23 protein-coding genes and 1 pseudogene are annotated in these 26,797 nt (G+C 42.4%); 7 read left to right on the plus strand and 17 right to left on the minus strand.

The window, feature by feature from the left end:
* Positions 1-391: 391 nt before the first annotated feature.
* The 11 genes from AACU98_RS05455 to AACU98_RS05505 all read right to left on the minus strand — a co-directional run bounded on the left by AACU98_RS05455 (position 392) and on the right by AACU98_RS05505 (position 13,505).
* Positions 392-1,705, minus strand: coding sequence for a citrate:proton symporter (locus tag AACU98_RS05455; RefSeq protein ID WP_161735661.1), 1,314 nt, complete (start codon positions 1,703-1,705; stop codon positions 392-394).
* Between the two features lie 244 nt (positions 1,706-1,949).
* On the minus strand, positions 1,950-2,666 hold the full coding sequence (deoD, locus tag AACU98_RS05460) for a purine-nucleoside phosphorylase (RefSeq protein WP_004249423.1): 717 nt from the start codon (positions 2,664-2,666) through the stop codon (positions 1,950-1,952).
* A 78-nt stretch (positions 2,667-2,744) separates the two neighbouring features.
* On the minus strand, positions 2,745-3,971 hold the full coding sequence (gene deoB / locus AACU98_RS05465; RefSeq protein WP_004245637.1) for a phosphopentomutase: 1,227 nt from the start codon (positions 3,969-3,971) through the stop codon (positions 2,745-2,747).
* Between the two features lie 66 nt (positions 3,972-4,037).
* Positions 4,038-5,360, minus strand: a complete 1,323-nt coding sequence (gene deoA, locus AACU98_RS05470) for a thymidine phosphorylase (protein ID WP_004245639.1) — start codon at positions 5,358-5,360, stop codon at positions 4,038-4,040.
* A 69-nt stretch (positions 5,361-5,429) separates the two neighbouring features.
* Positions 5,430-6,209, minus strand: a complete 780-nt coding sequence (gene deoC / locus AACU98_RS05475) for a deoxyribose-phosphate aldolase (protein WP_004245640.1) — start codon at positions 6,207-6,209, stop codon at positions 5,430-5,432.
* Positions 6,210-6,729: 520 nt separating this feature from the next.
* Positions 6,730-8,031 carry a NupC/NupG family nucleoside CNT transporter gene (locus AACU98_RS05480; RefSeq protein WP_004250187.1) on the minus strand — a complete coding sequence of 434 codons (1,302 nt, stop codon included), beginning with the start codon at positions 8,029-8,031 and terminating at the stop codon, positions 6,730-6,732.
* 287 nt (positions 8,032-8,318) lie between these two features.
* Positions 8,319-9,101, minus strand: coding sequence for a metal-dependent hydrolase (locus tag AACU98_RS05485; protein WP_004249416.1), 783 nt, complete (start codon positions 9,099-9,101; stop codon positions 8,319-8,321).
* Entirely contained in the window at positions 9,098-10,159 is a 1,062-nt protein-coding gene (locus AACU98_RS05490) for a patatin-like phospholipase family protein (protein ID WP_049201617.1), read from the minus strand. Before AACU98_RS05490 ends, AACU98_RS05485 begins: the two co-directional genes overlap by 4 nt.
* Before the next feature lie 96 nt (positions 10,160-10,255).
* Positions 10,256-10,603 (minus strand): BON domain-containing protein, encoded by a 348-nt coding sequence (locus tag AACU98_RS05495; protein ID WP_004245644.1) that lies wholly within the window; start codon positions 10,601-10,603, stop codon positions 10,256-10,258.
* Positions 10,604-11,011: 408 nt separating this feature from the next.
* The gene (prfC, locus tag AACU98_RS05500) at positions 11,012-12,601 is read right to left on the minus strand and encodes a peptide chain release factor 3 (RefSeq protein WP_004249415.1); all 1,590 of its coding nucleotides are present in this window, start codon (positions 12,599-12,601) and stop codon (positions 11,012-11,014) included.
* Positions 12,602-12,857: 256 nt separating this feature from the next.
* Entirely contained in the window at positions 12,858-13,505 is a 648-nt protein-coding gene (locus AACU98_RS05505) for a LexA family protein (protein WP_000854920.1), read from the minus strand.
* Positions 13,506-13,622: 117 nt separating this feature from the next.
* On the opposite strand from AACU98_RS05505, the gene AACU98_RS05510 reads away from it, so the two are divergent.
* Genes AACU98_RS05510 through eexS form a run of 7 tightly spaced genes read left to right on the plus strand, consistent with a single transcriptional unit; the run spans position 13,623 to position 17,295 of the window.
* Positions 13,623-13,874, plus strand: a complete 252-nt coding sequence (locus AACU98_RS05510; RefSeq protein ID WP_024008815.1) for a helix-turn-helix domain-containing protein — start codon at positions 13,623-13,625, stop codon at positions 13,872-13,874.
* 55 nt (positions 13,875-13,929) lie between these two features.
* On the plus strand, positions 13,930-14,799 hold the full coding sequence (locus AACU98_RS05515) for a hypothetical protein (RefSeq protein WP_004249404.1): 870 nt from the start codon (positions 13,930-13,932) through the stop codon (positions 14,797-14,799).
* Complete coding sequence (locus tag AACU98_RS05520) at positions 14,786-15,448, plus strand: DUF6475 domain-containing protein (RefSeq protein WP_004249403.1); 663 nt, start codon at positions 14,786-14,788, stop codon at positions 15,446-15,448. Before AACU98_RS05515 ends, AACU98_RS05520 begins: the two co-directional genes overlap by 14 nt.
* Positions 15,435-15,983 carry a lytic transglycosylase domain-containing protein gene (locus AACU98_RS05525; RefSeq protein ID WP_004249402.1) on the plus strand — a complete coding sequence of 183 codons (549 nt, stop codon included), beginning with the start codon at positions 15,435-15,437 and terminating at the stop codon, positions 15,981-15,983. Before AACU98_RS05520 ends, AACU98_RS05525 begins: the two co-directional genes overlap by 14 nt.
* Positions 15,980-16,279: a flagellar transcriptional regulator FlhD gene (locus tag AACU98_RS05530; protein WP_000210563.1), complete on the plus strand. Its 300-nt coding sequence runs from the start codon at positions 15,980-15,982 to the stop codon at positions 16,277-16,279. Before AACU98_RS05525 ends, AACU98_RS05530 begins: the two co-directional genes overlap by 4 nt.
* Positions 16,276-16,809: a FlhC family transcriptional regulator gene (locus AACU98_RS05535; RefSeq protein ID WP_024008816.1), complete on the plus strand. Its 534-nt coding sequence runs from the start codon at positions 16,276-16,278 to the stop codon at positions 16,807-16,809. Before AACU98_RS05530 ends, AACU98_RS05535 begins: the two co-directional genes overlap by 4 nt.
* A gap of 54 nt (positions 16,810-16,863) precedes the next feature.
* Positions 16,864-17,295, plus strand: a complete 432-nt coding sequence (gene eexS / locus AACU98_RS05540; protein ID WP_060554877.1) for an entry exclusion protein EexS — start codon at positions 16,864-16,866, stop codon at positions 17,293-17,295.
* A gap of 32 nt (positions 17,296-17,327) precedes the next feature.
* Here eexS and AACU98_RS05545 read toward each other — a convergent pair whose 3' ends face one another.
* The 6 genes and pseudogenes from AACU98_RS05545 to AACU98_RS05570 form a co-directional block, all read right to left on the minus strand.
* Entirely contained in the window at positions 17,328-20,897 is a 3,570-nt protein-coding gene (locus tag AACU98_RS05545) for a conjugal transfer protein TraG N-terminal domain-containing protein (protein ID WP_049195491.1), read from the minus strand.
* 3 nt (positions 20,898-20,900) lie between these two features.
* The gene (locus tag AACU98_RS05550) at positions 20,901-22,289 is read right to left on the minus strand and encodes a conjugal transfer protein TraH (RefSeq protein ID WP_004249395.1); all 1,389 of its coding nucleotides are present in this window, start codon (positions 22,287-22,289) and stop codon (positions 20,901-20,903) included.
* Positions 22,290-22,291: 2 nt separating this feature from the next.
* Positions 22,292-23,236 (minus strand): thioredoxin family protein, encoded by a 945-nt coding sequence (locus tag AACU98_RS05555; protein ID WP_004249394.1) that lies wholly within the window; start codon positions 23,234-23,236, stop codon positions 22,292-22,294.
* Between the two features lie 240 nt (positions 23,237-23,476).
* Entirely contained in the window at positions 23,477-24,904 is a 1,428-nt protein-coding gene (locus AACU98_RS05560; protein ID WP_004249393.1) for a 5-methylcytosine restriction system specificity protein McrC, read from the minus strand.
* Between the two features lie 3 nt (positions 24,905-24,907).
* Positions 24,908-26,551: an McrB family protein gene (locus tag AACU98_RS05565; RefSeq protein ID WP_161735663.1), complete on the minus strand. Its 1,644-nt coding sequence runs from the start codon at positions 26,549-26,551 to the stop codon at positions 24,908-24,910.
* 19 nt (positions 26,552-26,570) lie between these two features.
* Positions 26,571-26,797 (minus strand): annotated as a pseudogene (locus AACU98_RS05570) (hypothetical protein); the annotation flags it as partial.

Consider the following 26,797-nt stretch of genomic DNA (forward strand, 5'->3'; position numbering starts at 1 on the left):
AAATAAGAACAAAAAACTACATTATGCTTTATTAATAGATAATTTATTTTTTACTTAACCTTTACGTGACATTAAATATTAAAATAATAGTTAATGATGCTAAAGAGGCTTAATAAAAACAATCAAGTCAATAACATTAGTTATTTATACTAAAAATAATTAAAAAATTAGCATAAGTTAAAAACTTAATATATTAAACTGTTAGGGCAAATAGTATTGGTAAGCGATGATAACGAACTTTACCAATAAACTGATAATAATGATGATACAGCTGAAATAGCTGATAGAAGATTGAGTAGGAAAATCAAATTGAGATGGGGATTAATACATAAAGCGGGAACAGTATTTCTTCCCGCTTTATTAATTAGAATTCGACCTTAATGTACAAAAATTAAAATAGTCCCAATAATGTGCCAACACCTAGGGTAAAGAAGCTAAATAGCCAAATCCAACCAAATGAGTAACGTAAATGTTTACCCATATCAGTGCCTGCAAGCCCCATAGCAAGCCAAGCGGCTGGTGAGAATGGACTTACAAAGGTTCCGGCATTATTACCTATGGCCATAGCATACACAACATCAGCAACATGGACACCACCACTAGCAGTGACCTCCTGCACAATAGGCAATAGTGCAAAATAATAAGCATCAGTGCTGGTAAAGATATCCATGGGAACACCTAATATACCTACAACAATATGCAAATTATCGACCCAATGAGAAGGTAATACTGCTGCTAAATCAAGGGCAATAGCTTCCAGCATCTTCCCATTAGACATGATGCCTAAAAAAGCACCTGCCGCTAAAATAATTGCTACCATAGAGAGTGCTTGAGGAGCATGATGATTAATTATCGCTATTTGATCTTTCGGCTTAGGATAGTTGATCACTAGGGCGGCTGATAATGCAACCATAAAAATATAAGGCGCCGAAAATAATCCTAAGGCTAAACACGTGATTGAGCCGATAATTAACAGAAGGTTGATCCAAAATTTTTGTGGTTTTTCTGTTCCTGTTTCTGGCTGATCTTCATCAAATTGTCTTAATAAAGAATCTTGCTCATAAGGCGTAGTCCCTTTTAGTTTTGCTTTAGCAATACGTTTGGTTTCTCGCACTCCCATAACCGCGGCAAAGAGCATCGAGCCAAAAATACCAATTATCTGTACTGGGATGATCTTTTGCCACAATTCCGCAGCCGAAATACCGGTTACAGCCGAGGCTCTACCTAAAGGCCCTCCCCAAGGTACCATATTCATCACCCCCATACTGGTGCACATAATTAGCAACATAAGATAAGGGCTCATACCTAAACGGCGATATAGCGGTAAAAAAGCAGGAATAATAATTAAGAATGTCGCCGCACCCGAACCATCTAAATGTACAACAGCCGCGACTAACGCTGTGACAATACACACTATAATGACATTGCCACGGGTGATACTGATCATCATACGGATCAGAGGGTTAAAAATATACAGATCTTTCATTATGCTAAAAAAAAGTATCGCGAATAAAAACATCGTTGCGACACTACTCACCTTTTTAATACCTAATTCAAAAAAAGTAGATATTTCAGTAAATGAATAACCTGCGACAAGCGCACCAATTAATGGTATGACCGACATTGCAATAATTGGGCTTGTTTTCCCCATCATTAGTAATGTCACAATAGAAATAATAATGAGTAATCCGATAATCGTTAGCACATGAGGATCCTTGTAGTCGTTATTATATTTGCACTTTATGTTACAAAAATGCTAACCACTCATGTAAAAACAGTTTCAATGATGTGAAGTTAATCACCGATTATTTTCTATATAAATATACTTAGTAAAAATCCTAATTATATTAAATAAAGTTAAAAATCAAATGAATAAAAAGAAAAATAGACATAAAAAAACCCAATGCAACATTGGGTTTCAATTCAATTTAAGCAACGAAATGTATCAATTAGTCTTCTAATAACAGAACAGATTCTAATGCAATTTCAATCATTTCATTAAAGGTAGTTTGGCGCTCTTCTGAGGTTGTTTGTGTACCTTTCTTAATGTGATCAGAAACAGTACAAATTGTCAGGGCACGTGCACCATATTCCGCAGCTACACCATAAATACCTGCTGCTTCCATTTCAACACCTAAGATGCCGTATTTTTCCATCACATCAAACATTTCTGGATCAGGCGAGTAGAAAAGATCCGCTGAGAAAATATTACCCACACGAACTTTAATATCTTTTGCTTTCGCAGCAGAGACAGCATTTTGTACTAATTCAAAATCAGCAATAGCCGCAAAATCTTGGTCTTTAAAGCGTAAGCGGTTAACTTTAGAATCTGTACATGCTCCCATACCGATCACAACATCACGTAATTCAACATCTGGTAATACCGCACCACATGAACCCACGCGAATAATCACTTTTACACCAAAATCAGTAATTAGCTCTTTAGCATAAATTGAGCAGGAAGGAATACCCATACCGTGGCCCATTACAGAAATTTTACGGCCTTTATACGTACCAGTAAAACCTAACATGCCACGAACATTATTTACTTGACGTACGTCTTGTAAAAAAGTTTCAGCAATGTATTTAGCACGAAGCGGGTCGCCCGGCATTAAAACGACATCAGCAAAATCGCCCATTTCTGCGTTAATATGAGGGGTAGCCATAATTCTTCCTTTTAATATTGATCTTTCACTATTCAAATATAATTCGGTAGACATATTGCTATGCCTACCGAAGTAAAATTAAAACATCGCTTTACCGTATTCTACTGGTGATAAACCGAAGTATTTCACAACAGTTTGTCCGATATCAGCAAAAGTTTCACGGTGACCTAATGAACCTGGTTTAACTTTTGGCCCATAAACCAGAACCGGAATGTGTTCACGGGTGTGATCTGAACCTTGCCAAGTTGGGTCACAACCATGGTCTGCGGTTAAGATCAAAATATCATCTTCTTTCACTAATTCCATCAGCTCAGGTAAGCGACGGTCGAATAATTCGAGTGCTTCACCATAACCGACAACATCACGACGGTGACCATAAGATGAATCGAAATCAACAAAGTTAGTGAAAACGATAGTGTTATCACCTGCTAATTTCATCTCTTCAATCGTTGCATCGAACAGAGCATCAATACCTGTTGCTTTCACTTTCTTAGTAATACCTACATTTGCATAGATATCAGCAATTTTACCGATAGAGACAACGTGGCCTTGTTTTTCATCAACCAGTTTTTTCAACATAGTTGGTGCTGGTGGCTCAACAGCTAAATCATGACGATTACCTGTACGTGAGAAATTACCTGGTTTGTCGCCAATAAATGGACGAGCAATGACACGACCGATGTTGTAATCACCTTTGTTTAGTTCATCACGAGCAATTTCACATAGCTCATATAATTTATCTAAACCGAAGGTCTCTTCATGACAAGCAATTTGGAAAACGGAGTCAGCAGAAGTATAGAAAATAGGTTTCCCAGTTTTCATATGCTCTTCACCCAGTTCATCCAGAATAACCGTACCAGAAGCGTGACAGTTACCTAAATAACCCGGCAAATTGGCACGTTTAACAATGTTGTCTAGCAACTCTTGAGGGAAAGAGTTTTTCAAATCTTTAAAGTATCCCCAATCAAATAATACAGGGACACCCGCGATTTCCCAGTGGCCTGACGGTGTATCTTTACCAGAAGAGATCTCACTCGCGTAGCCATAAGCACCAATAATTTCCGCATCTTTGTCTAAACCAACAGGGAATTTACCTGTTGATTCTTCAGCCGCTTTACCTAAACCTAAACGACAAAGATTAGGTAGGTGAAGAGGACCTTTACGACCATCTTTATCCGCTTTACCTTCTGCAAATGCTTGTGCGATATGTCCTAAAGTGTCTGCGCCTTGGTCACCGAATTTCTCCGCATCACCAGCAGCACCGATACCAAAGGAATCTAATACCATGATATGTACACGTTTCATAATTCTCTCTCCTGTGTCATTTTCCGTAGACCACGGATATGTCACTTATAAATCATCATTGAGTTCTTATTCGCTGACTTGGCGATACACCATTGGTGACGTTTCACGTTTTGTCTCACCAATTACCATCGCTTTACGGACTTCTGCCGCAGCTTCTTGCCATGATTTTTCACTATTGGCATGGATCATCGCGAGTGGTGTATCTGTATTGATTTCTGTTCCTAGTGCCGCGATTTCACTTAATCCAACACTGTAATCAATAGCATCAGTTGCTTTACGGCGACCACCGCCTAAAGTCACAACTGACATACCTAAAGCACGGGTATCCATTTCTGTGACAAAACCGGCTTTCTCAGCAAATACAGGCTTACTTAATACCGCCGTTGGCAGGTATTTATTGTAGTTTTCAACAAAATCTGTAGGACCATTTTGGGCTGCAACCATACGAGCAAAAACTTCCGCTGCTTTACCGTTATCCAGCACATCTTGCAGTTTTTGGCGAGCTTGTTGACGTGAGTCAGCTAAACGACCTGACACTAACATTTCTACACACAGTGCCATCGTAACTTCAAATAAGCGTGGATTACGGTATTCACCCGTTAAGAATTGTACTGCTTCACGGACTTCCACTGCATTACCTGCACTTGATGCTAATACTTCATTCATATCAGTCAGTAGTGCTGTAGTTTGGCATCCTGCGCCATTTGCTACTTGTACAATTGATTCTGCTAGCTCTTCCGATTTCTGATATGTTGGCATAAAGGCACCTGAGCCAACTTTAACGTCCATCACTAATGCATCCAAACCTTCAGCTAATTTTTTACCTAAAATAGATGCAGTGATAAGCGGAATTGAATCAACGGTAGCAGTAATATCACGTGTAGCGTAAAAGCGTTTATCAGCAGGTGCTAATGAATTGGTTTGCCCAATAATTGCTACACCAACATGACGAATAATATCGCGGAATTTTTCATCATCAGGGAAAATATCAAAGCCGGGAATAGCCTCAAGCTTATCAAGAGTTCCACCAGTATGACCTAATCCACGACCAGAAATCATCGGAACATAACCACCACAAGCAGCGACCATTGGCCCTAACATCAGTGATGTAACATCGCCAACACCGCCTGTTGAGTGTTTATCAACAATAGGACCATTTAAGTTTAGACTCTTCCAGTTTAGTACAGTACCGGAATCACGCATGGCTAATGTCAAAGCCACACGTTCAGGCATGGTCATATCATGAAAATAAATTGTCATTGCAAGTGCTGCAATTTGACCTTCAGAAACAGTATTATCTCTGACGCCATTAATGAAAAAACGGATCTCTTCTTCAGTTAAAGGATGACCATCACGCTTTTTACGAATAATTTCTTGGGCAAGAAACACTGCAACCTCCTGGTGTTATAGCATTAATAACGCCCACCCATTGGCGGGTAGGCATACTTCATAAATGAATTAATAACCACTAGACGATTTTTGTTCGCCATGACCGAGTGTGGCTAATAAATTACCTAACAGACTTGATGCACCAAAACGGAAATGGCGAGCATCAACCCAGTTATCGCCCATAATACGGTTTGCTAATGCAAGGTATTGCGCAGCTTCTTCAGCTGTACGTACCCCACCCGCTGGTTTAAAACCAACTTCTTTGCCAACACCCATATCGTGGATCACTTGAAGCATTAATTCAGCGCTTTCCAGTGTTGCATTAACAGGCACTTTACCTGTGGATGTTTTGATAAAATCAGCACCTGCTTTAATTGAGATTTCAGATGCTTTACGAATGAGCGCAGGATCTTTCAACTCACCCGTTTCAATAATAACTTTCAGTAAAGCACCCGCTTTAGCGCAAGCGTCTTTACATGCTTTAACGATATCAAAACCGATTTGTTCATTACCTGCCATTAATGCGCGGTAAGGAAAAACAACATCAACCTCATCAGCACCATAAGCTAATGCTGCATTAGTTTCAGCTAATGCGATATCTAAATCATCATTACCATGAGGGAAGTTAGTTACGGTTGCAATACGAATTTCTGGTGTTCCCTGTTCACGTAATACTTTACGAGCCAGTGGAATAAAGCGTGGGTAGATACAGATTGCGGCTGTATTACCTTCTGGGCTTTTCGCCTGATGACATAGTTTTGTCACTTTTTCATCAGTGTCGTCATCATTTAAGGTGGTTAAATCCATCAAAGACAGCGCAAGGCGCGCTGCAGCGGTTAAATCTGTCATAAAACTCTCCAACGATGTTTCTCAAGCCCTCTATGGGCATACGCTTTAAGGTTAGCGATTAATTTTGTTGGCGAGCGGACTTGGTTCCTTGAAGATGTGGTTGTAACAAGTGCTACAACGACAGCTGAGCTCCCTCTCACCGCGCTATGCTCACTTCGGCGACCCGTCATTGAGCTTTCGCCATTCCATGAAGTTTCAGCACATCTTATTTGAACACGCTAGAGAACAATTAGATGTGCTTTCTGTCACAATAATAAAATGAAACTTGCAACTAAAGACATTAAATTGTGATTAGAATCACAAAATTTTATTTTCTGGTTTAATGTTACTCGAATAAAGTCAGTAAGTCGTCTTTATAACGTAAAAACTTTTACTTTTAATGAAATGACTCATTAATTGGCTAACTTCTCTACAAGTTGCGAAGTAACTCACATATATAAAGGTAGTTAACATTACAACAGAAAACAAACAAAAAGAGCAGATAAGCAATTACCTATCTGCTCTGTAAATACTTTCTTATTTAAGCAGCAACCACAGCCATTGCGGTTAATGCAAAAAAGAAGCCGGCGATGGTTGCACTCATTAAGTTAGAGAGTGTACCCGCTAAAACGGCTTTCATACCTAAGCGTGCGACATCTTTACGACGGTTTGGTGCCATTCCCCCTAAACCACCCAGTAATACCGCAACAGAGGAAAGGTTAGCAAATCCACAAAGCGCAAAAGAGATAATCACTTTTGTTTGTTCAGACAAGGCCATTAAGCCTGCTGCTGCTAATTGTGATTCATCTTGCAGATATTTACTAAACTCCGAGTAAGCATAGAATTCGTTGATCACCAGTTTTTGACCAATAAAAGAGCCAGCAATGGTTGCCTCACTCCAAGGCACACCAATTAAGAAGGCGATTGGTGCAAATACCCAGCCTAAGATTAATTCTAGCGAGAAGTCTTCATAACCGAACCAGCCACCAATTCCGCCAAGAATACCATTAATTAAGGCAATTAATGCGACAAAAGCGAGTAGCATTGCACCTACGTTTAACGCAAGTTGTAATCCTGAAGAAGCCCCTGATGCCGCAGCATCAATAATATTAGCGGGTTTTTCTTCATCACTTAAGTTATCAAAAGCATCTTTTTGATCATCAGGTGTTTCTGTTTCAGGAACCAAAAGTTTTGCGAAGAGTAAACCACCTGGTGCCGCCATAAATGAAGCAGTGATCAAATACTCCAATGGCACACCCATACTTGCATAACCTGCCAGTACCGAACCTGCCACTGATGCTAATCCACCACACATCACCGCAAAAAGTTCTGAGGTTGTCATTCTAGCAATATAGGGGCGAACCACCAGTGGTGCTTCTGTTTGTCCAACGAAGATATTGGCTGTTGCAGACATTGATTCAGTACGAGAAGTGCCTAATACTTTTTGTAATCCGCCACCTAAAATCTTGATGACAAATTGCATGATACCTAAGTAATAAAGTACTGCTATCAATGAAGAGAAGAACACAATAACAGGTAAAACACGCAAAGCAAAAACAAAGCCACCGCTGCCAAATAGCTCAAACATTTTGTCGGAAACTAAGCCAGCAAAAAGGAAGCTCATGCCGTTTTCACCATAATCGATGACATTTTTAACGGCATCAGAAATAGCCAATAACACTTTACGGCCACTTTCTGAATAAAGTACAAATGCGCCTAAACCAATTTGAATAAGGAATGCGCCACCGACCGTGCGTAATTTAATTGCACGTCGGTTGCTGGAGAAAAGAATGGCTATCAATATCAATGTGGCCATTCCGACCAAGCTCATAATGAGGTGCATTGAAGGATCCCTGTTCATATAAAAATTTAATGGATTATCAATAAGCTTGTTACTAAGTTTATTGACTCTTTTTTTGCCAGATAATTATACCTAGTCCCAGAAAAGAACCCTCTATATCCATCACAATTAGCATCTTAAAAAAGTAACATAAAAGTCACAAATGAGATCTAAATCACACTAAAAAGCAAAAAACGCACTTAATGGATAAAGTTTATTTGGAAAAGTGGTTAGCAGTTTAATAAAAAACGGTAATACGAATGGCAGAATAATTACTAATTTACTTAAAACTAGGCATCATCTGTTAACTGAAATAATTGTAGACTATTCAGGTAAAGTTGGTTTGCAATAACCTCTGCTGACTCTTGACGCAATTCACAAAGAGAAGAAAAAACAGCGAGAATTCGCTCAGGGCGGTTAGGCTCGCCTTGAAAACCACTTACAGGCATATCAGGCGCATCCGTTTCTAATAACAAGCGCTCTAAGGGTAGAGAGGCAATTGCACGACGTGTTTTTTGTGCGCGTGGATAAGTGATAGTGCCCCCTACCCCAATAAAATAGCCTTGTTGAACAAAACGTTCTGCTTGTTGCAAACTGCCGGAAAAACCATGGATCACACCTTTACGAGGAACTGAATAACGGCGCAAAATAGCACTTAGATTATCATGAGTTTTACGTGAATGAAGGATCACTGGTAAATCAAATTCTATCGCCAATTTAAGTTGTGCTATTAAAAATTGTTGCTGTTTTTCCGGATGTGGATTTGTCATATAGTTATCCAAACCCATCTCCCCCATTGCAACACAACGTGGCGTCGTTTTTAGGCGTGTTTTAAGTTCAATCAAGTGCTGCTCTGTATGCGCTTCAATATATAAAGGATGCAAACCTAGTGCACAATATAGTGCATTGTTATAACGAGACAATTCCGTTACCGCGTCCCAATTCCACTGAGCAACCGCAGGAATAATAATTTTTTTTACCTGAGCCTGTTGTGCTAAAGCAAGGCTATTCTCAAGGTCGTGATAAAAGACGGGAAAATCAAAATGACAATGCGTATCAATAAATCGACTCATTCTTGAACACTCCTTACTTCAGGGTGCACACTCCGAGTTCCTTTTTGAATGATTTCGGCATCTTCCGCTTTATCTGCTTTTGCTTCATTTTCAAATAGGCTAAATATTTTTTTATCGTGTTGCTGAAATTTTTTCTTAGAGAAGTGTTGACCAATAGTGGCTAGAAAATAGCGCCCACAGCGTCTACCAACATGATAATCATGATTTAATGCATTTAAACGGCTTCCTAATGCACTAGATTGTAGTGTTGTTGGTGGATATATTTCAATGATAACGGCATCTTCAGGTGGAGATTGGATAAATCTTAATGTGTCAGTATAAGTTTCAATATGGACTTGAGCCATATTAAGAAAGCGTTGAAAACGGCCATTCTCAAACCATTTTCCCATTTTATCCACCCACTCGGTGGTATATTGATATTCAGACGGTACTGTTCGTATAACGACAATCGTACGACAACCACGACGATAAGCCTCTTTTACCGGGATCGCATCACTAATACCGCCATCATGGTAAACAACATCTTGAAATAAAACACCATTGCGATAAAACGCGGGGATCGCACTGGAGGCTTTCACAATATCAAGCCATGTGCTTTTTTCTGGTTGAAAATAATTTGCCTTAAAATTGTCGGAGCGACTTGCCACCATATAAAACTCGCGACCACTATCGAAACGACGTAATGCTTTAGGCATATTTAAAGGCATTTCTTTCGAAGTGGTTTCTATATACCAGTCAAGATCGAGTAAATTCCCCCCACGAACAAAACGAATCGGATTAAAGAATTGGTTATTGGTGGTATAACGGTTAATGACTCTGCGGGCGTAACCCCTTTGTCCACAAGCAAAAGCAGATAAGTTTTGCGCCCCCGCGGATACCCCTAGGAGTAGATCAAAAGGATCAAATTGAGAGCGCATAAATTCATCAAGAACACCGGCAGTAAAGATGCCCCGCTGTCCACCGCCTTCGCAAACTAATGCAACTTTGCCTTGTGGTAAGGATGATTGAAATTCAAGTGCAGTAATATTATTTAATGTAACCGGTATATACTTCCCCATAGAGTCTCCTTAATACAACCTTATAAGGATACTCGCACCTGTTTTCAAGGTCATTCTTTTTAATCACTAATTAAAATAAATTAAGTCGCTATTAAGTTAGCCTTGAATATTCACTGATGATTCAACGCTTTTTACACCATCAATTTTTTCAATGATCTGAATGATTTGTTTTTCCTGCTCTGCATTTTTAACAAAGCCGGCAACTGTGACATGACCAAATTCAGTACGAATTGAAAGTGATCCACTGTCAATGGAGGGGTTAGGTAATAGTGTTTCTTCGATTTTTTTCGATATTGCCGTATCGCTTAATTCATTGTTAACATTACTGGTAGTTTTATCAATTTCGTTATACCACGATGTTTCCGCAATAGTTGCTGTACTTATCATTGTCACTGTCATACCCGTGACTAGCGCTAATACTAATTTTATTTTTTGTTGATTCATTGCTTCCCCCTGCTCATAAATTAATCATGACAGGAAATGTGTGTATTTTTTATCAAATTATTAACAAGTACTTCAGTTACACTACTAAGTTATGAGTAGCAAATAAAGTAATAAATAGTAAATAAAGATAACTTTTTGTAATTTTAATCTGAAAAATAGCCATTTATATGTAAAAAGTTTTTATTTTATTTATACAATGAGTATAAAAATATCATTATTAGGATAGCAGAGAATAGAAAGAGTAATAGCTGATTAAAGGGTAGTTTTTATTAGAATATCGACGGAATATAAATAGTATAGATAAGATTATTGAGTAAATCTAAACAGATACTGGGGTTAATTTTACAATACATCATTGTGAAAAAAGCCATAAAAAATATGGCTTTTTATATGATTTATAACAGAAAATTAGTGTTCACGCGTTTGATGGAACTCAATATCAGGATAGCGTTCACGGGTTAAATTTAAGTTAACCATCGTTGGTGCAATATAAGTTAAGTTATCACCACCATCTAATGCCAGATGTTGCTCATTTTTACGCTTAAATTCTTCGAGTTTCTTTTCGTTACTACATTCAACCCAACGAGCCGTCGATACATTCACAGATTCATAAATGGCTTCAACGTTATACTCACCTTTTAAGCGTGCAACCACGACATCAAACTGTAGCACCCCAACTGCGCCAACAATTAAATCATTATTAGCTAGGGGTCTAAACACCTGTACCGCACCTTCTTCAGATAATTGCACCAGACCTTTTAACAATTGTTTTTGTTTTAGCGGATCACGTAGACGAATACGGCGGAATAATTCCGGAGCGAAGTTAGGAATACCGGTGAATTTTAACATTTCACCTTGAGTAAAAGTATCACCAATTTGAATGGTACCGTGATTATGCAGGCCAATAATATCACCAGGATAAGCATGCTCAACATGAGAACGATCCCCTGCCATAAAGGTCAATGCATCTGAAATCACCACATCTTTTTTCGTGCGTACTTGGTGCAGTTTCATCCCTTTATCATACATGCCTGACACCACCCGTAAAAAAGCAACACGGTCGCGGTGTTTGGGATCCATATTAGCTTGAATTTTAAAGACAAAACCCGTGAATGTCTCTTCAGCCGCTGTCACTTCTCGCATATCAGTTTGACGAGGCATTGGCGCTGGCGCCCACTTCACCAAACCATCAAGCATGTGATTAACACCAAAGTTACCTAATGCGGTACCAAAGAAAACCGGGGTCAATTCACCCGCTAAGAAAGCTTCATGATCAAACTCATGTGATGCACCTAACACCAACTCTAGCTCATCACGTAATTGAACGGCTAAATCATCACCAATCGCTTCATCTAACTCAGGATTATCCAACCCTTTGATTACTCGTGAGTTTTGGATAGTATGACCTTGGCCTGTTTGATAAAGATAGGTTTCATCTCTTAAGATATGGTAAACCCCTTTAAACAGTTTTCCACAGCCAATCGGCCAAGTAACAGGACTACAGGCAATTTTTAGCTCAGTTTCAACTTCGTCCATTAATTCCATCGGATCACGAATATCACGATCCAATTTATTCATAAAGGTCAAAATTGGCGTATCACGTAATCGAGTCACTTCCATTAATTTACGGGTACGATCTTCGACCCCTTTTGAAGAGTCAATGACCATTAAACAACAGTCAACGGCAGTTAAAGTACGATAAGTATCTTCAGAGAAGTCTTCGTGCCCTGGGGTATCAAGTAAGTTAACTAGACAATCAGCGTAAGGAAACTGCATAACAGAAGTGGTAATGGAGATACCACGTTGTTTTTCCATTTCCATCCAGTCTGATTTAGCATGCTGATTTGAGCCACGCCCTTTTACTGTTCCTGCACGTTGGATAGCTTGTCCGAATAACAACACTTTTTCAGTGATGGTTGTTTTACCCGCATCGGGGTGGGAGATGATAGCAAAGGTCCTTCGCTTATTGATTTCATTGAGAAAATCTTGGTTTGCCATGTATAAATTCTTTTAGTTTGTACACGGATTTGTACACACTTTTGGAAGTACTCTCTTTTCAGTTCTTCGCTTGTCAAATCCGTCGTGTTAATCGTAATTGGCCGCTATTTTCGCTGATCTTGACTTTATAAACAATCAATGGTTATCTAATCGGCTATCATTTACTCTCAGCGTGCGCCAATGCTCAGTTGTAGCTGTTTGCAATCGTTGCTTCTTCAGCTCATGAACAGCTGTGGCTAAACCACAAATTCCTTCGCTACCAGAAATCGATGATAGCTTGTCGTACTACACCGATGATGGTGCAGTTGCCGTTGATCGGTATTGCAGGGTATTGCGGGTTCAAAGGTTTTAGGTACTTCTGTTCACCATCAATAACTAACTGCTTAAAGGTTGCTTCTTTCGAATCATCCAAACGCGCAACAACCAATGAACCTGAAGAATAAGGTAACTCAGGATCAACAACGATCACTGCCCCCTCAGGTATGGATTTTTTTCCGCTTGGATTTTCCATACTGTCGCCTTTTACGCGAAGTGCGAAACAACCCTCATGTGCTTTCCCAGTGACTTCACGCCACTCCTCAGCATCTTCATGGGCAAATCCCTCCGCTATTTCAGTCCAATCACCGGCCTGAACCCAGTTAATGAGAGGAATTCTTCCCTTAATGTCAGGCCCGACTTCTACATTACCGACTCCCAAGCCAATCTCGCCATCACCTGTGGCGAGCCAATGAGCATTCACGCGAAGCGCCTCCGCGATCTGCATGGTGTAACGAGACCTAGCCGATTTACCAGAGCAAATCTGGCTGATCGACTGCTGTTTGATACCAATGCGACGAGCCAACTCAGACTGAGTCACCCCAGTAAGCTGCAAGGCATGGTTTAGTCGTTCGGATAAAGTTTTCATAAGCCCGTATTCTACAAATAAAACTGTAGCCTTTCAACAATTTTAACTGTTGACTAATCTACAGTTTAAACTGTAACATTCAATCTTGTAACAGTTATTATTGTAACAGGAGACGGTATGGAAGTGTTCAACACGACACAAAAACATCTCCGCCGTGCCATTGACTTGGTCGGCGGGCAATCAGCATTAGCACGAGCCATCAACTCAAAACAGCAAAACGTCTGGTTTTGGTTGAATAAATCAGGGCGTGTTCCCGCTGAATTCGTTTTACCCATCGAACAAGCTACGCAAGGACAGGTAACCCGATCTCAGTTAAGACCGGACATCTATCCCGCATGCCCAAGCGAGCTGAAAGCCAGTAACCAGTAGGATTAAGGGCAAATAATGGTCAGCATTTTACGTAAACACAAAAGCGAGTTCCTCCATGCGTGACTATGGCAAGGTCTATACCCGCTTTTGGCTAAAGCAAAACGTTTTGTCCTGGAGTGACTCAGCGAAGTTGCTAGGACTGTATTTGCTTACATGCCCACATTGTAATTTGCTTGGCTGCTTTCGACTGCCGATTGGTTACGTTGCTTCTGACTTGAACTGGGATGAGCAACAGGTTGCCAAGGCTCTAAAGGAGTTAGAACAAGATCAGTTCCTCATTCGTTGCGAGGAATCCGGTTGGACTTTGATTCGGAGCTTTCTGAAGCACAACCCAATCGAAAACCCGAACCAAGGTAAAGCAGCCTTTCGGTTGCTTAAAGATGTACCTGCCGACTTCATTGGTATGGCATCGCTTTTGAAATCTCTTGCCGCTTTTCAAGCTCGGCTACCAGAAGAATTTTCATCATTGTTTATGCCTGATGGCAACCCGGTAAGGGACTCTCAACGGTCGGATGACTCTGAGAGAAGCAATAAACCAACAGTTAAAACTGTTGACTACATACAGTTTGAAGACTTCTGGGATGTACAAATACGCAAAGAAAAAAAAGCGAAAGCCAAAGAAGAATGGCTACGCATGGGCCTCAATGAAGACCATGAACTCGCCTTGGAAGTGCTAACACGCTGGAAAGAGCAACGAGACAACCGATTGCAGTATCAAGATCGGACTAAGACCCCTATGCCACATAACTGGCTTTTAAACCGCCAATGGGAAGACGAGTACGTTCGCATTGATGAAGTACAGCAATCATCGACGAGCCTAAAGGGCAGCAATCACCAGTTGAACATTGAAGAAAGCAATCGCCGCATTGCTGAAAGCTGGGCCGGACCAGGTATTCGGGAGGTTCGTTCAAGTGCAGGAGGTTGATAAACGCGAGTTTGCTGAAGTTTGGGGAGCTGCTTGGGCCATGTATGGCAAAAGCGTATCACCACAATTGCTATCCATCGCATTTGAAGCCCTTCGTGCTTATAGCATTGAAGAAGTGCGAATCGGTCTGACTCGGCATATTCAATCACCGGATACTGGGCAATTTTTTCCAAAGCCCGCTGACGTCATCAAGCATATCGATGGTAACTCGGGTTCAAGAGCCATGGTTGCTTGGAACAAAGTTGACAAGGCTGTTCGTCAGGTTGGCGCTTGGACATCCGTGATGTTTGACGATGCGCTTATTCACCGCGTTATTTCAGACATGGGGGGATGGGTTGAACTCTGCAAGGTAGATGACAGGGAATACCCCTTTAAACAAAAAGAGTTTTTAACACGCTACCAGGCTTACTTGTTGCGGGACGAAGTGGGTGAATACCCAAGGCTATTACAAGGTATTGCAGACCATCAGAACCAGCAAAAAGGGTTTGATATGCAAGCGCCGGTTGCCGTGGGCGACTGGTCAAAAGCAGCACAAGTTTATACAAGAGGCATCACCGACTTTATCGCAGTGCCTTTGAAAAGAATAAGCCCGAAAGCCATTCAGGCGCTTCTCGGAAATCAATTAGAGGACAAAAATGAAAACGATTAAATCAAAAACCATTGCCCTAGTGATAGCCATGTCCGCAAGCACTTCAGTCTATGCGTTTCCGGGCTATCAGTGGGAAAAAGCAGCACAAAGCGTTGGTATTGATCCAGTCATGCTCTACGCCGTTGCCTTGGCTGAGTCGGCCTCACATCGTGGTCTCAACATGACCAGTCCATGGCCATACGCAATTCGCAATGGTTCAAACGCAACCTACGCCAAATCTAAGACAGAAGCAGAGAAACTGTTAAACCAAGCACTGCAAGAGACTGAAAAATATCAGCTCGATATTGGCCTTATGCAAATCAATTTGCATTGGCATGGGCATCGGGTGAGCTCAGCAGCGGAACTGCTAGACCCCATCACAAACCTTACGGTCGGCTCCAGTATTTTGGCCGAAGCAATCAAGTCTTCACCAAATGATTTAGAGCTTGGCATAGGCCGCTATCACAGTTGGAACGAAGAGCGTGCACGCTGGTATGGGCAAAGAGTGCTTTCTATCTATCGCAATATTTTACATGAACTGGAGGTCCGTCAATGACAACCAATCAACAAGACTTCTATCAATTAAATTTGGCGTACCTGCACGCAGCACGCGAATTAGCGCGCATTGATCCGCAAGAGGCTGTCTTGCGCTTTGGACTTACACGCGATGTGGTGGATGCACTGATTAATGCCGGTGTTGACGACCTGCAACGAGTGGCGACCTCATCATTCATGCTGTTTCAACCAAGGGGTAACCAAAGCCAACTGATTGAGATGGTGAAGAGCAAAGGCACAGGTATCCCAAGAATCGCTTATTTATTATCAACCCTAAACAACAAGGGGGATGCATGATTGATAACCTGTCCAAAAGTGAGCTGTTTACCCGAGCCTCACTGCTTATTAAATACGGATTTCGAACAACGATCATCGCGCTCGATACTGGTTTGCCAATCCACATTATCAGAAGGCTGCACAAAGAAGTGACTGGCAAGTCACCTTGTCCTGGTCAATTACCAGAATCTGATGCCATTGTTAAAAGCAGAAGAGCCCTAGTTGAAGGCTCCCTGCTGATGGCGCTTTATGTCAATATTGGTGGTGATAATGTCTACAAGCAATTAAATATTGATGCTTTGATGAAGGCTTACGATGCGTACTTGGTTGCAAGGGAAGAAGCAGATCTTCCATCTGAGATCCCCTGGAAAAAACTAACCATTAATGAAGGTTGGGTTCTAGCTCGTGATTTAAGATCACAGCTAGCATCCTTACACCGGTGTCGATGCGGCAGTCTGTATTTGACGGTATCTCAACAGCGCATTCAGCTTAAATGTCCTGTGTGCGAGATTATGGCCGAGCAAACCACTAGAGCACTTTTTGAGAACTAACATGCTGATGCATGATTTGATTGTGCACCGCCCGTGTACTTTGAGAGTACTAAGATGACAAACTTACTTAAATCTTTACCAGCACGCTGCTGGGTTATATCACTGGGGCTTTTTCTGGCGACTTTGGCTGCGGCTCATTTTTTTCCATCAGAAATATTAACGGCATCTGCCAAGTTCGCGGCTTTGCCATTTCTGTTCTGCACCATGTTTTTTTTCAGCTACCTGGGATTTAAAGCAACTGCTAGTCCTATCGGACTTATAACCATCACCACTATGCTTTTAGCAATCGCATATTGGCAAGCGAGTTGGACAATTGTTGGCTTGGGACTCTTTTTCTTAGCTATTTGCACTGGAATTAGATTCTTGATTAGCCAAGTTAAAGATTCGGGTAGAACTTTGAGCATTGAAGAAAAATGGTATTGGTATAAGCTCCATTCGTTTTTTGATGGCTTTTATCCAAAGTATCCCAAAAAGCCAAAAAAATAGCCAGCCAACCACAAGCTGGCTACCTTCTATTTTCAGTTCCTTCCTGATGCCTGGTTATAAGCCCTAATATCGATCAAGTTGTTCTGAGCATAATCTCCCGCAAGCGATGCATTTGAGATCACCGCTATCTGCTTATCCACAAATGCTTTATCTTCTTCGGACACACTGTCAGAAATGTAAGCGCCACTCTCATCCTTTTGACGATACTCATTTAGCATTTGCTCCCTTAGACCTAGCATTTCAGGCGACCAACTCGATGAGTCTTCAGAGTTGAATACGCGCCCCGCCAAACCTTCATTGAAAGCTTGAGCGAACACTTGACTTTGAATCGGGGTCAATCCCATTCTCTGCCCTTCGCTGTATGCTTCCTGTTTAAAATCATCGGCGTACTGTTCTAAAAACTCACCGTATCGATTGTTAACTGCCGCACCGAATGCCCCAGCCAACATGGCTTCAGACTTAGTGCCCCAGTTAACTTCGGAGGCATACTGCGAACTCGATCCACTGTATGCATCATTAAACGCCGTCAAAGGATTTTCCAAAGAGGTTCCGGCATCAACGGCTGCTTTTAACCCATCCCAGGTTGATTTGCTGGCCACCGTTGCATTGTGCAAGAAACCTCGTGAGCCAGGTTCTGCAAGGGCTTTCTCCTTGTAACTCTCATAGTCTTCGCCAAAATGATTCAAGGTATGCAGTGCTGCATCAGTATGCTTACCACTGAAATCACCAATAGCACTGGCGCTGTTGAAGAACATTTCAGCACCAGAGACTCCGCTATCATCAGCCATAATGCGAGATCGCCACTGAGAGCCAGCTTCACTGTTTAGTCCAGATTGATAGGTACTTGTGTCAGAAGCTACGGCCTGCTGGGCTTGTTGCTGATGCGCATTCAGCTGTCCATCTACACCAGAAAGATTGGTTTGGTAAGCGGATTGAGCCGAATTGAACTGCGTTTGAACTGTTGCAGCATCCCCATAGCCTCCCAGAACACCGGATTCAACTTGGCTTTGAGTGCCACCAAAAGTAGGTGCAGTTGATGACAACCTTTCATTAGAGCGTGGCTGAATAGATCGTAAATCGGCTCCGGTAGCCATGGCCATAACAGTCATTGCTGCTTGATAGTCATTGTCTCGTTCAGCGGGCGTCGAGGAGTTGCTATAGGTTAAAGACTCCATAGCTGCGGCCACATACGCCTGATTATCATCAGGTAGCAAGCGCTGATACATTGGAAGGTTTTCACGTAATCGGTTACCTGCTTCAACATGCTGGTTCATATAGCGACCTAAATAATCCATGACTTCAGGATTATCCGCTGCTAATCGAGTTAACGTCGCACCATCCGTGTTCCTTTGTCCTGATAGACTGTAGCTGGCCTGATCAAGCTCACTAAAGCGGTTTGATGCCGTGATAACGTCTTGTGCTGAACTCTGAAGTGACTGATAGTCTTGATTAGACAACGACATCTCAACGCCAGAGCGTCTTGAATCTGAAAGGTCCTTAACCATCGCATCGCGAAACTCAGCACGTCGTGAATCACTTGATGCCAAGCTTTGCATCTCCCCAGTGAGCGTATTTGCGGTCGTAGATCGAGAACTGCCCTCTGATGACTCAACTTGGCCACTAAAGTTACCACCTAAATCCAAGCCTGCTCGTACCCTTGATAGTTTTGGTACACGAGATGAGTCTGGCTTATCGACTCCTGGCAAGTTGCCCTGTGGAGAATCATTGCCGCCAGTACCAAGAAGCCTTCCAAGAAAGCCCTTATCAGCAACTTCTTTCTCACCGGGATTAGTAATAGTTCCATCGCCACCGATCCTTAGGCCTCCCGATAGCACGCCCGATACCAAGCCACGTACAGCGTCTTTTTTATCGTCTCCGAAACCATACCGTGTTTGAAGGTCATCAGTGACCTGATTAACAACGGCGCTAGATGCGGAATTAGAAGAACCGATTTGACGTCCAACTGAAGATAGATTGTCGTAACTTAGCTTTTCACCAAAAGTTCGACTCATGGTATTGCCAACCTGACGGCTAAAGGCTTGAGTTGCCTGAGTCATGGATTCTTTTGCAGAGCCGACCATTGACCCCACTGCGTTTCCGACAGAGAAACTGCTTAGTAGGTTTGACGCGCCGGTCATAGCAGAACCCGTAAGGGCTGAATTTTGGAACATTGACTGTGATTGCATTACCGGGGCATTTTTCGCGACATCTGGACTAGCCAGCTTTTCATCAATGGCATCACCGTTTTGAAGACGCCCAGCCAAGTGGGTAGCGGTTATTGCTGAGCCATAAACGAGCATGAGCGAAATAGCCGGAACACTCGACGCCAACATGCCACCAGTAGCTATCCAGGTTTGCAGCACTGAATCCATCTGCATCATCCCAGCAAAAGATGGCACTTCTGTACCTGCAAAGGCATCAAGAGCCGACATTTTCCCTGCAACGGTTAAATGAATATACAGGTTAATGATGGCCATGACAGGCATCCAAAGTTGAATCCAAAGCAGGATTAACAAGTACTTCCCGGCCATTCGCATCCCGATTTGGCCAAGGGCTATCACAAAGGCCATCAATGGGGTGATGGCGTAAATGAAACCCTCAAAAAACGTCATCATCGGACGAACGATACTTTGGAACAAGGTCTGCTCCGCCGCCCATTGCGTATTGCGCTGCTCAATCGCTTGGTTAACCATAACGGCTGCGGTGAAAGCTTGATCATCCATATACTTGCCCGTCACGCTTTGCTCATAAATAGGCAAAAGCACTGACGCGCTCATGTACTCTTGGGTGTTAACCGAAGCCAAACCAAGATTATTCAGTGCATTTCGGATCACGTCATCAGTGTCCGTTGCTGACGAAGTCCCCAATGAGGCCGACAGAACCTGTTTAAGCCTTGGAATGAAGGTTGATTCTGTCATGAGTTTCAGTTGGCTGTAAGCGTCGGTGCAGTCCAGATCGCTACTGCTACCACTGAGCATGATTCGAGTGCCATAAATGCGCGAATCAAACCTAATCGCAGTCATCGGGTTAGGATCACTCAGCACCTGATCTAGATTCTTTTGGCCAATGTCGATACCAATCAAGGTGCACTCTTTGATGTAGTTAAACCACGATTGCTCGATGTCCGAACCGGCGACACGATTTGCATCACCCAAACCAGAGCGATCCATCACCTGTTTTCTCACTTTAATCAGTGACTGTAAACTGGATGCAAAGCCGTATTCCGTCATGGCGGGAGTTGAGAACGCCGTTTCAAACAATCGCGTGATTTGAAAGCCAACAGTCGAAATCGTACTACCTGCGGCAGCAACACCGATGGGCACATTATCAACCACTCGAACTTGTCCCGTGTACGCATCCTCAATGCTCACTCGGGTACTGGGTCCAAACATGGTTGCAAAGACTAGCCATGAGACTAAAACGTGTTGAAAGTTAATCCCACGACCGCCTTGCATTAAGGCCTGAACAGAGACCATCAATACCCCAATGAGCAAGCCAATGCGAACCATTGAAGTAAAGTCGCCTGTACCAGTTATCATCGCGACAGCGTTCAGGACCTGCTCTAAAAATGCCGAATCCCCGATGGAATAGATCTCCCACATGACCTATTCCCCCAGTGCCGTAGATTTAACGGTGTAATAACGCTGTTTGCGAATGGTCTGAATCACCTGGTTAAAATGTGCCAGCAACTCTTGCTCTGAGCCGTATCTTCGCTGCAACGCAGCGTACTCCTCATTGATTTGGCGACGTGCACGTTCAAGGTCTTCCGTTAATAACTTCGCATAGGCATGATCTTCCACACCGGAGGTACTTCTAGCTGCATTGAGCATGTCTTCAACCAATGCTCGGGCCATCTCAACAGCAATAAATGGCGCAGCTCTTGAAGCAAACGACCTAGCAGCCCCTTCATTTAATGCAGAAAGTGTTCGAATCATGCCGCCAATGCTTGCAGGAGCCGAGGTCATAAAAGCCTTTTCGGTGGTGCTAGCTGCCCCAGTATTTCGAGCAAACTTAAAAATAATGCCGTTACTAGAACCTGTACCAAGAAGTAAATTTTCGACCTGAGTTGATAACCCGGCTAGGGTCACGTTAGTGATTGTCGGATTTAGACAGCCGTCTTGTGTCACTGTGTCACATCGGTACATAGCGACGTTACCGCCATGAATTAGATGCTCAATAGTCACTTTATTGCCATTCAGTCTGGTCAGTTTTGGGGCTTTACCTTGACCATCAGCCGCATTAGCTAGATCACCAACGATGATCGAGCCCGTCACGGACATAACCGCTTCAAGAAAACGGTCATCCCCAGATGCAAACCAGCTTGATGCCGAGTGACGTTTCAGTGCTCGCCAAACCAAGTTGCCTTTAATCGTTTTGTTCACATCAGATGCCGCGACACTCGAAGCATTCTCATATGGGTTCTTACCATTGGACTCACTCCAACTGGTAAAAACGTCTCCAGCCCCTTTAAGTGAGCTCAACATGCTGGCTTCTGTTTGCCCCTTTTTACCAAAAGCGGCCAGGGTATCGTTCACGACTCCCTGAGCCATTTGACAGGAATTGCCAAAATACTCGTTCAACTGCTGGATTTTCTTTTGCAGTGTCTCCATGTGCTGGGAGCATTTCTCACACATAGCACTGAGCGCCAATTGGAATGCGTACCCCTTGGCGTTTGCAGCAACAGAGCGAAGTAATTGAACAAACTGATCCGCGTTAACAAATGACAAACTTCCCGCGAACATATCAATGCCACCACAACCGGCTTGGAATGACGGAGGCACCATAGAGACGAGGTTCTCGTTCATGATTCTGTTACGGACAACAACGCTTCCACCAGATATAACGCCACGCCGCTGACTCTCGAATACACCTGGCGCAGTGGTGTTGGTCATTGAACCAAACAACTGGTTCATCTCCTGTTGCAAGCTTGCTTGGCTCATAGATGAAAAACCAATCGCACAGGCGATTAGCGATACTCGGATTACTTTTTTCATCGTTATAACCCTCCTTGTGCACGCAGATAGCGAACAAGGAACTCAGGGTCCTGTAATATCTTTTCGTTAAGCTCTTGGGCTGACATCGCGAGTGACACGCCGGGTTGAACAGGTCTGGTGGCATAGTAAGTTTGATCGTCAATCCAACCGGCTTGATGGGCTGCGAGAATAATTCGATTATTGAGCTCATCAAGGCTCATTGCACCCTGACCAATGGGAGTGATGACATTAGGTGGATCAACTAAGAACACGGCAGGGACAGTCGTAACGGACAATGATTGAGCTTGTCCTGAATCGACTTTGAAATTGGGAAACTCTCCACCCGGTAAAGGCAAGCCATCGACAGCAATAGCAAATACCTCGAAACCGTAGTTTAAAGCCATTGATTCGATGATAGGCGCTTGAGCGTGGCAATAAGGGCAATCCGAACGATAGAAGAAGAACAAGCCAGCCCGTTTTGCTACCTCACCTAAAGCAACATCCCGTTGAGCGCCAGCTTCTCGATCCATCCGATTGGCAGCATAGGTCGCCAAGGGTCTGCGACTGATTTCATCCAAAACTGGATCACCCATGACCACCTGCTGACTAACATCAGCAAACTGTGAGCCCTTATCCATCATGACGCGCTGGAGGTACAGATAGGCTCTGACGTTCTCATTCGTAGGCTCATCAATTGCCTTGTCCATGAACGACTGCATGTGCTCACGAAACCAGGCAGCACTGAAGGGCTTCAGCTCGCTCTGAATCGACTCTGCCGCACCAGATTCCGGCTTAATAAGCTCTTCAGCCTCCGCTGGCTCAGGAATGACCTGATACCAAAACCAGCCTTCCTGGCCACGCTGATAGAATTGCCCATCACTAGCATGGGCGGGCAAGATGAATAGAAAGAAAATAATGATTGGGATGGTCACCCATAGGATGAACCAAGGTAACAAAGGGGTTCTCATTGTCAGCTCCAGAAAATTTCACAGAGCTAACATGCTAAAGATCCCCGCCAGTGCCATTGGCCAGATAGATGAAGGAATTGTGTGTGTTTCTGACTATAGGGAACTGTCAACCCAACTCAGCTGACTTGTCACTATCTCGATAATGCCTATGATATAAAACTGATACCCAACTCAATAAACAATCTCGACTTCAAAAAAATGACATTTCGTTGAACAATGGCCTTTCTCCACAAAAAAACGTCACCGATTAAAAACCTTAGAATAAAGGGCATTAATAAAAATGCTGCACTGCTCTTTCATTTTCCTATTAAAATCAATATACGTATCTTCAGGGATTTTTAGAAAAAGCACATGGAACGGTATCTCTTGTCCTTGCTGGTGAATAATATCTGAAATCACACCCTGTGTTTTTTCAAGGTTAAGTGAAGCCCATCGTTCTTCTGATATAGGGTAAATAAATCCACATCCCTTGATTGCGGCAACATTTCCATACTGCCCTATGTAAGTATGTAGCTGAAAAAGATCTTCACGCTTCACCCCAAATTGTGAATCAAATGCTTTATACTTCACATCAAATACGAATAAACTCTCATCGATTTCTATAACAAGATCAGGTTCAAGTTTTCTCATATAACCACTGAGAGCACCAGATGCTATTTGCTGACGTTGCTCGAACTTACCTAGCAGGCGTAGCCCATCTCGCTTAATGAGCTTACGAATGAAATATTCAAACAACATCGAAATATCGAAAAAGAAAGCACTCGAATCCTGCTGCGAATCAAAATCAGAGCCCTTCCGGTCAATGACTTGCTTAGATAAGTCAATGAGCACGTTATAATCATTGTAGAAAGGGTTGGTGAAATGAGAAGTCCTCAAAATTTCTTGCTGTGACCTTTTAATCCCCTGATTGGCAGTCAGAAATGCACTATAGATATTTCGTGTTTGGTGACAAAATGAGTAATGTGCGACTGCTTCATAAGCTTTTATAAAAAGTGAAGTTGCAGGGCTGTCGTAGCTGTGCTCTCGGTACGAGCATAAATATTTTCCAGATGACTTATTCTGGAAATAATCTGTAGCATTTATAGTTCCCCTTACGCGGGAAATACGATCATTTCTTGTAATATAAGTCTTTGGCAAGCCCAGGCGGTATGCTCTCTTAAACTTAATGTTCCATAGATATGCTAAAAGCCACTCGTAACCGTCTGCGTGACTTTCTCCTCCAATGTTTTCTAATTCGAGAAATCCATCGGCATCTGCAATGATGTATTGAAGGAAAGCATCACCAAAACGTGAGCTGATCTTCAGAGAGTAATCTCCTCGCTTAACAAATCCGATTAGATTGCCCGTGTCGAGATTAAAATTTCTTGCATCCGTACCAGAGACACCGATGAAACCGCCATCTGTATTGTGTTCGTAATCTTCATCATTGAAGAGTATTAAAGCATCGGAAATATTATCATTCAGCGTTTTTTCGACATCACGAGATACCGAATTCAAAAAGTGCCAAATTGCAGACTCGTCGTTATGAGGATAGGTCCATTGTCCTTTTGATTTGGCACTAAGGGTTATCGACTTTCCTAAACGTCTATTTGTCAAAATGCCTTCGCTGACAAAATAGGACTGGTTATCGACCAGTGTGCCGTTCTTAATGATATCGAAAAGCCACACAGTTTAAACCCCAAATGCCTTTCCGAAGGAGCTAATCAGTTCAGTCTCCTTACCTGTTCCACGAAGATACTCCTGTAATAACGGACGAATACAATCATCCCATACACGCTCTCGTACCTCCGAAACTGTAAGGCTGGTTGCATACTTCAAATCCATCAAATAGGCATGACCAATTTGGTAATCATTACCAAGCAAAGGCTCTTTAGCTATCAATTCATTCAAGCGTTCAAGGTTATCCACCAGGGGCAGCCAAGCTTTGCAAAATTGGTTCAAATGGTATTTCAATAGCGCCATATCAGGCACCACTTCTTCCCAACGGAATCTTCGACGTAAAGCGAAGTCAAAACTTTCGACACTTCTGTCTATCGTGTTCATCGTTCCAATAAGATAGATGTTTGTTGGAATGAAGAACAAATACCCTTTAGCGTCCTTAAGCATACCAGTATGTTCATTGTTCAGATTGGCATATTGGGTTTTAACGCAACCTCTAGTGCCTCGGTATTCCAGACAGTACATTAACTCACCAAAAACGCGAGACAACTCAGCTCGGTTTACCTCATCAATTATAAAGAAAAATGGTGGTACTGCTTCCGATACAAGCTTGGATATATCTGATATTTCGAAAATATCCTGCCAATGCTCGCCTGATAACTTTTCTCTAAACGGGAGAAGTTCCTTGATAGTAAGAGACTCCCACTTCTGAGTAAGTCCAAGCCCATACACATCGATTTCCCACTTACCAGCGCTTCGGCAAAACTCTTTAAAAACACCATTTTGCAACGTTAATTGAGAGTTCCCATCACTGTCCAAAACAGGACGTAGCCCTTCCATAAAGTCTTCATAACTGAAAGAAGGATGAAATTGAACCAACTCAATCTGACTTGCATGTGTGAGACGGCTGTAGGGAGCAAATTCCTCTTTCCAGATGTCAAACAAGAGCGAAGTTTGCAGGCGAGCTTGATAAGTTTTCCCTGTCCCCGGCGCACCGTATTTAACAATCTGCTTCTTTAAACTGAATGGGTTTGACAAATTCTCGTAAAGCACCCAAACAAACTGACTAAGATAAAACTCATCAGTTTTACCTTCCCGAAGCTCATTATCAAACTCGCTTTTGATGCTCTTTAATAGAAAAATGTTTTTAGCAAACCAACTTTGATTTTCTTCTGCTGGGTATGCTGGAATTATTCCTTCGCGTATAAGCCAACTAAAAACCTGATTAAATTTACCGGAATCAACCGTTGTGGAGACTTCGAGCGTACAAGCTGCTGCCACTCGATTAACGAGAACAGGGTTGTTGGATTTACCTTGGTTAGACCACGAATCAGAAAAAATCGTGAAGTTTTCACTGTTTGGAATCAATATAAATTTTTCTAATGCGGATATGAAATTCTTGTTTTTAATGAATGACTGGAAATTGTCATTGCTCAACACAGACTGTCCGCGAGAAGCGATACCGTTGCTCTTCTCATAGATTAACTGCTTCAGAAAAGCTTCATCATTTTGAGACAAGCCTTCTCCAGATGTGATTCGCTCACGAATTTGAGCGACCTGACTGTAAAAGTCACGATAGGCTTTGTGCCATCCATTGACTTCATGTTTCCTGTTCTCAATAAGATATTTATATAGGTTTTTCAGTCTACTTTTCATTTATTCCCTTGTTACTGGATTATCGGACACACATCTTGAATTCATTTTGCGCTTTTGTGAGAGACTCATTTAGCCTGTAAACAGTAACCAAAGTCTTCATCGCTCCTGACGGAACGACCACAAAATGCAAATCACTGTTACTGTGCCGCCAAATATCAGCTTTGTTACTATATTTTTGGTTCTTATGAAGAGCTACCTTTTCAGGCAAAATTGCTTTTGTCAATGATGAGCTAAATAACCTTGAAG

This window comes from Proteus sp. G4380 (assembly GCF_963885725.1).
Lineage (GTDB): Bacteria > Pseudomonadota > Gammaproteobacteria > Enterobacterales > Enterobacteriaceae > Proteus > Proteus mirabilis.

Bases quoted from the DNA above. Each gene is read 5' to 3' on its own strand.
- deoD (WP_004249423.1), bottom strand. From the start codon at position 2,666: ATGGCTACCCCTCATATTAACGCAGAAATGGGCGATTTTGCTGATGTC.
- deoB (WP_004245637.1), bottom strand. From the start codon at position 3,971: ATGAAACGTGTACATATCATGGTATTAGATTCCTTTGGTATCGGTGCT.
- deoC (WP_004245640.1), bottom strand. From the start codon at position 6,209: ATGACAGATTTAACCGCTGCAGCGCGCCTTGCGCTGTCTTTGATGGAT.
- AACU98_RS05480 (WP_004250187.1), bottom strand. From the start codon at position 8,031: ATGCACCTCATTATGAGCTTGGTCGGAATGGCCACATTGATATTGATA.
- AACU98_RS05485 (WP_004249416.1), bottom strand. From the start codon at position 9,101: ATGAGTCGATTTATTGATACGCATTGTCATTTTGATTTTCCCGTCTTT.
- AACU98_RS05490 (WP_049201617.1), bottom strand. From the start codon at position 10,159: ATGGGGAAGTATATACCGGTTACATTAAATAATATTACTGCACTTGAA.
- AACU98_RS05495 (WP_004245644.1), bottom strand. From the start codon at position 10,603: ATGAATCAACAAAAAATAAAATTAGTATTAGCGCTAGTCACGGGTATG.
- prfC (WP_004249415.1), bottom strand. From the start codon at position 12,601: ATGGCAAACCAAGATTTTCTCAATGAAATCAATAAGCGAAGGACCTTT.
- AACU98_RS05505 (WP_000854920.1), bottom strand. From the start codon at position 13,505: ATGAAAACTTTATCCGAACGACTAAACCATGCCTTGCAGCTTACTGGG.
- AACU98_RS05510 (WP_024008815.1), top strand. From the start codon at position 13,623: ATGGAAGTGTTCAACACGACACAAAAACATCTCCGCCGTGCCATTGAC.
- AACU98_RS05515 (WP_004249404.1), top strand. From the start codon at position 13,930: ATGCGTGACTATGGCAAGGTCTATACCCGCTTTTGGCTAAAGCAAAAC.
- AACU98_RS05525 (WP_004249402.1), top strand. From the start codon at position 15,435: ATGAAAACGATTAAATCAAAAACCATTGCCCTAGTGATAGCCATGTCC.
- AACU98_RS05530 (WP_000210563.1), top strand. From the start codon at position 15,980: ATGACAACCAATCAACAAGACTTCTATCAATTAAATTTGGCGTACCTG.
- AACU98_RS05535 (WP_024008816.1), top strand. From the start codon at position 16,276: ATGATTGATAACCTGTCCAAAAGTGAGCTGTTTACCCGAGCCTCACTG.
- eexS (WP_060554877.1), top strand. From the start codon at position 16,864: ATGACAAACTTACTTAAATCTTTACCAGCACGCTGCTGGGTTATATCA.
- AACU98_RS05545 (WP_049195491.1), bottom strand. From the start codon at position 20,897: ATGTGGGAGATCTATTCCATCGGGGATTCGGCATTTTTAGAGCAGGTC.
- AACU98_RS05550 (WP_004249395.1), bottom strand. From the start codon at position 22,289: ATGAAAAAAGTAATCCGAGTATCGCTAATCGCCTGTGCGATTGGTTTT.
- AACU98_RS05555 (WP_004249394.1), bottom strand. From the start codon at position 23,236: ATGAGAACCCCTTTGTTACCTTGGTTCATCCTATGGGTGACCATCCCA.
- AACU98_RS05565 (WP_161735663.1), bottom strand. From the start codon at position 26,551: ATGAAAAGTAGACTGAAAAACCTATATAAATATCTTATTGAGAACAGG.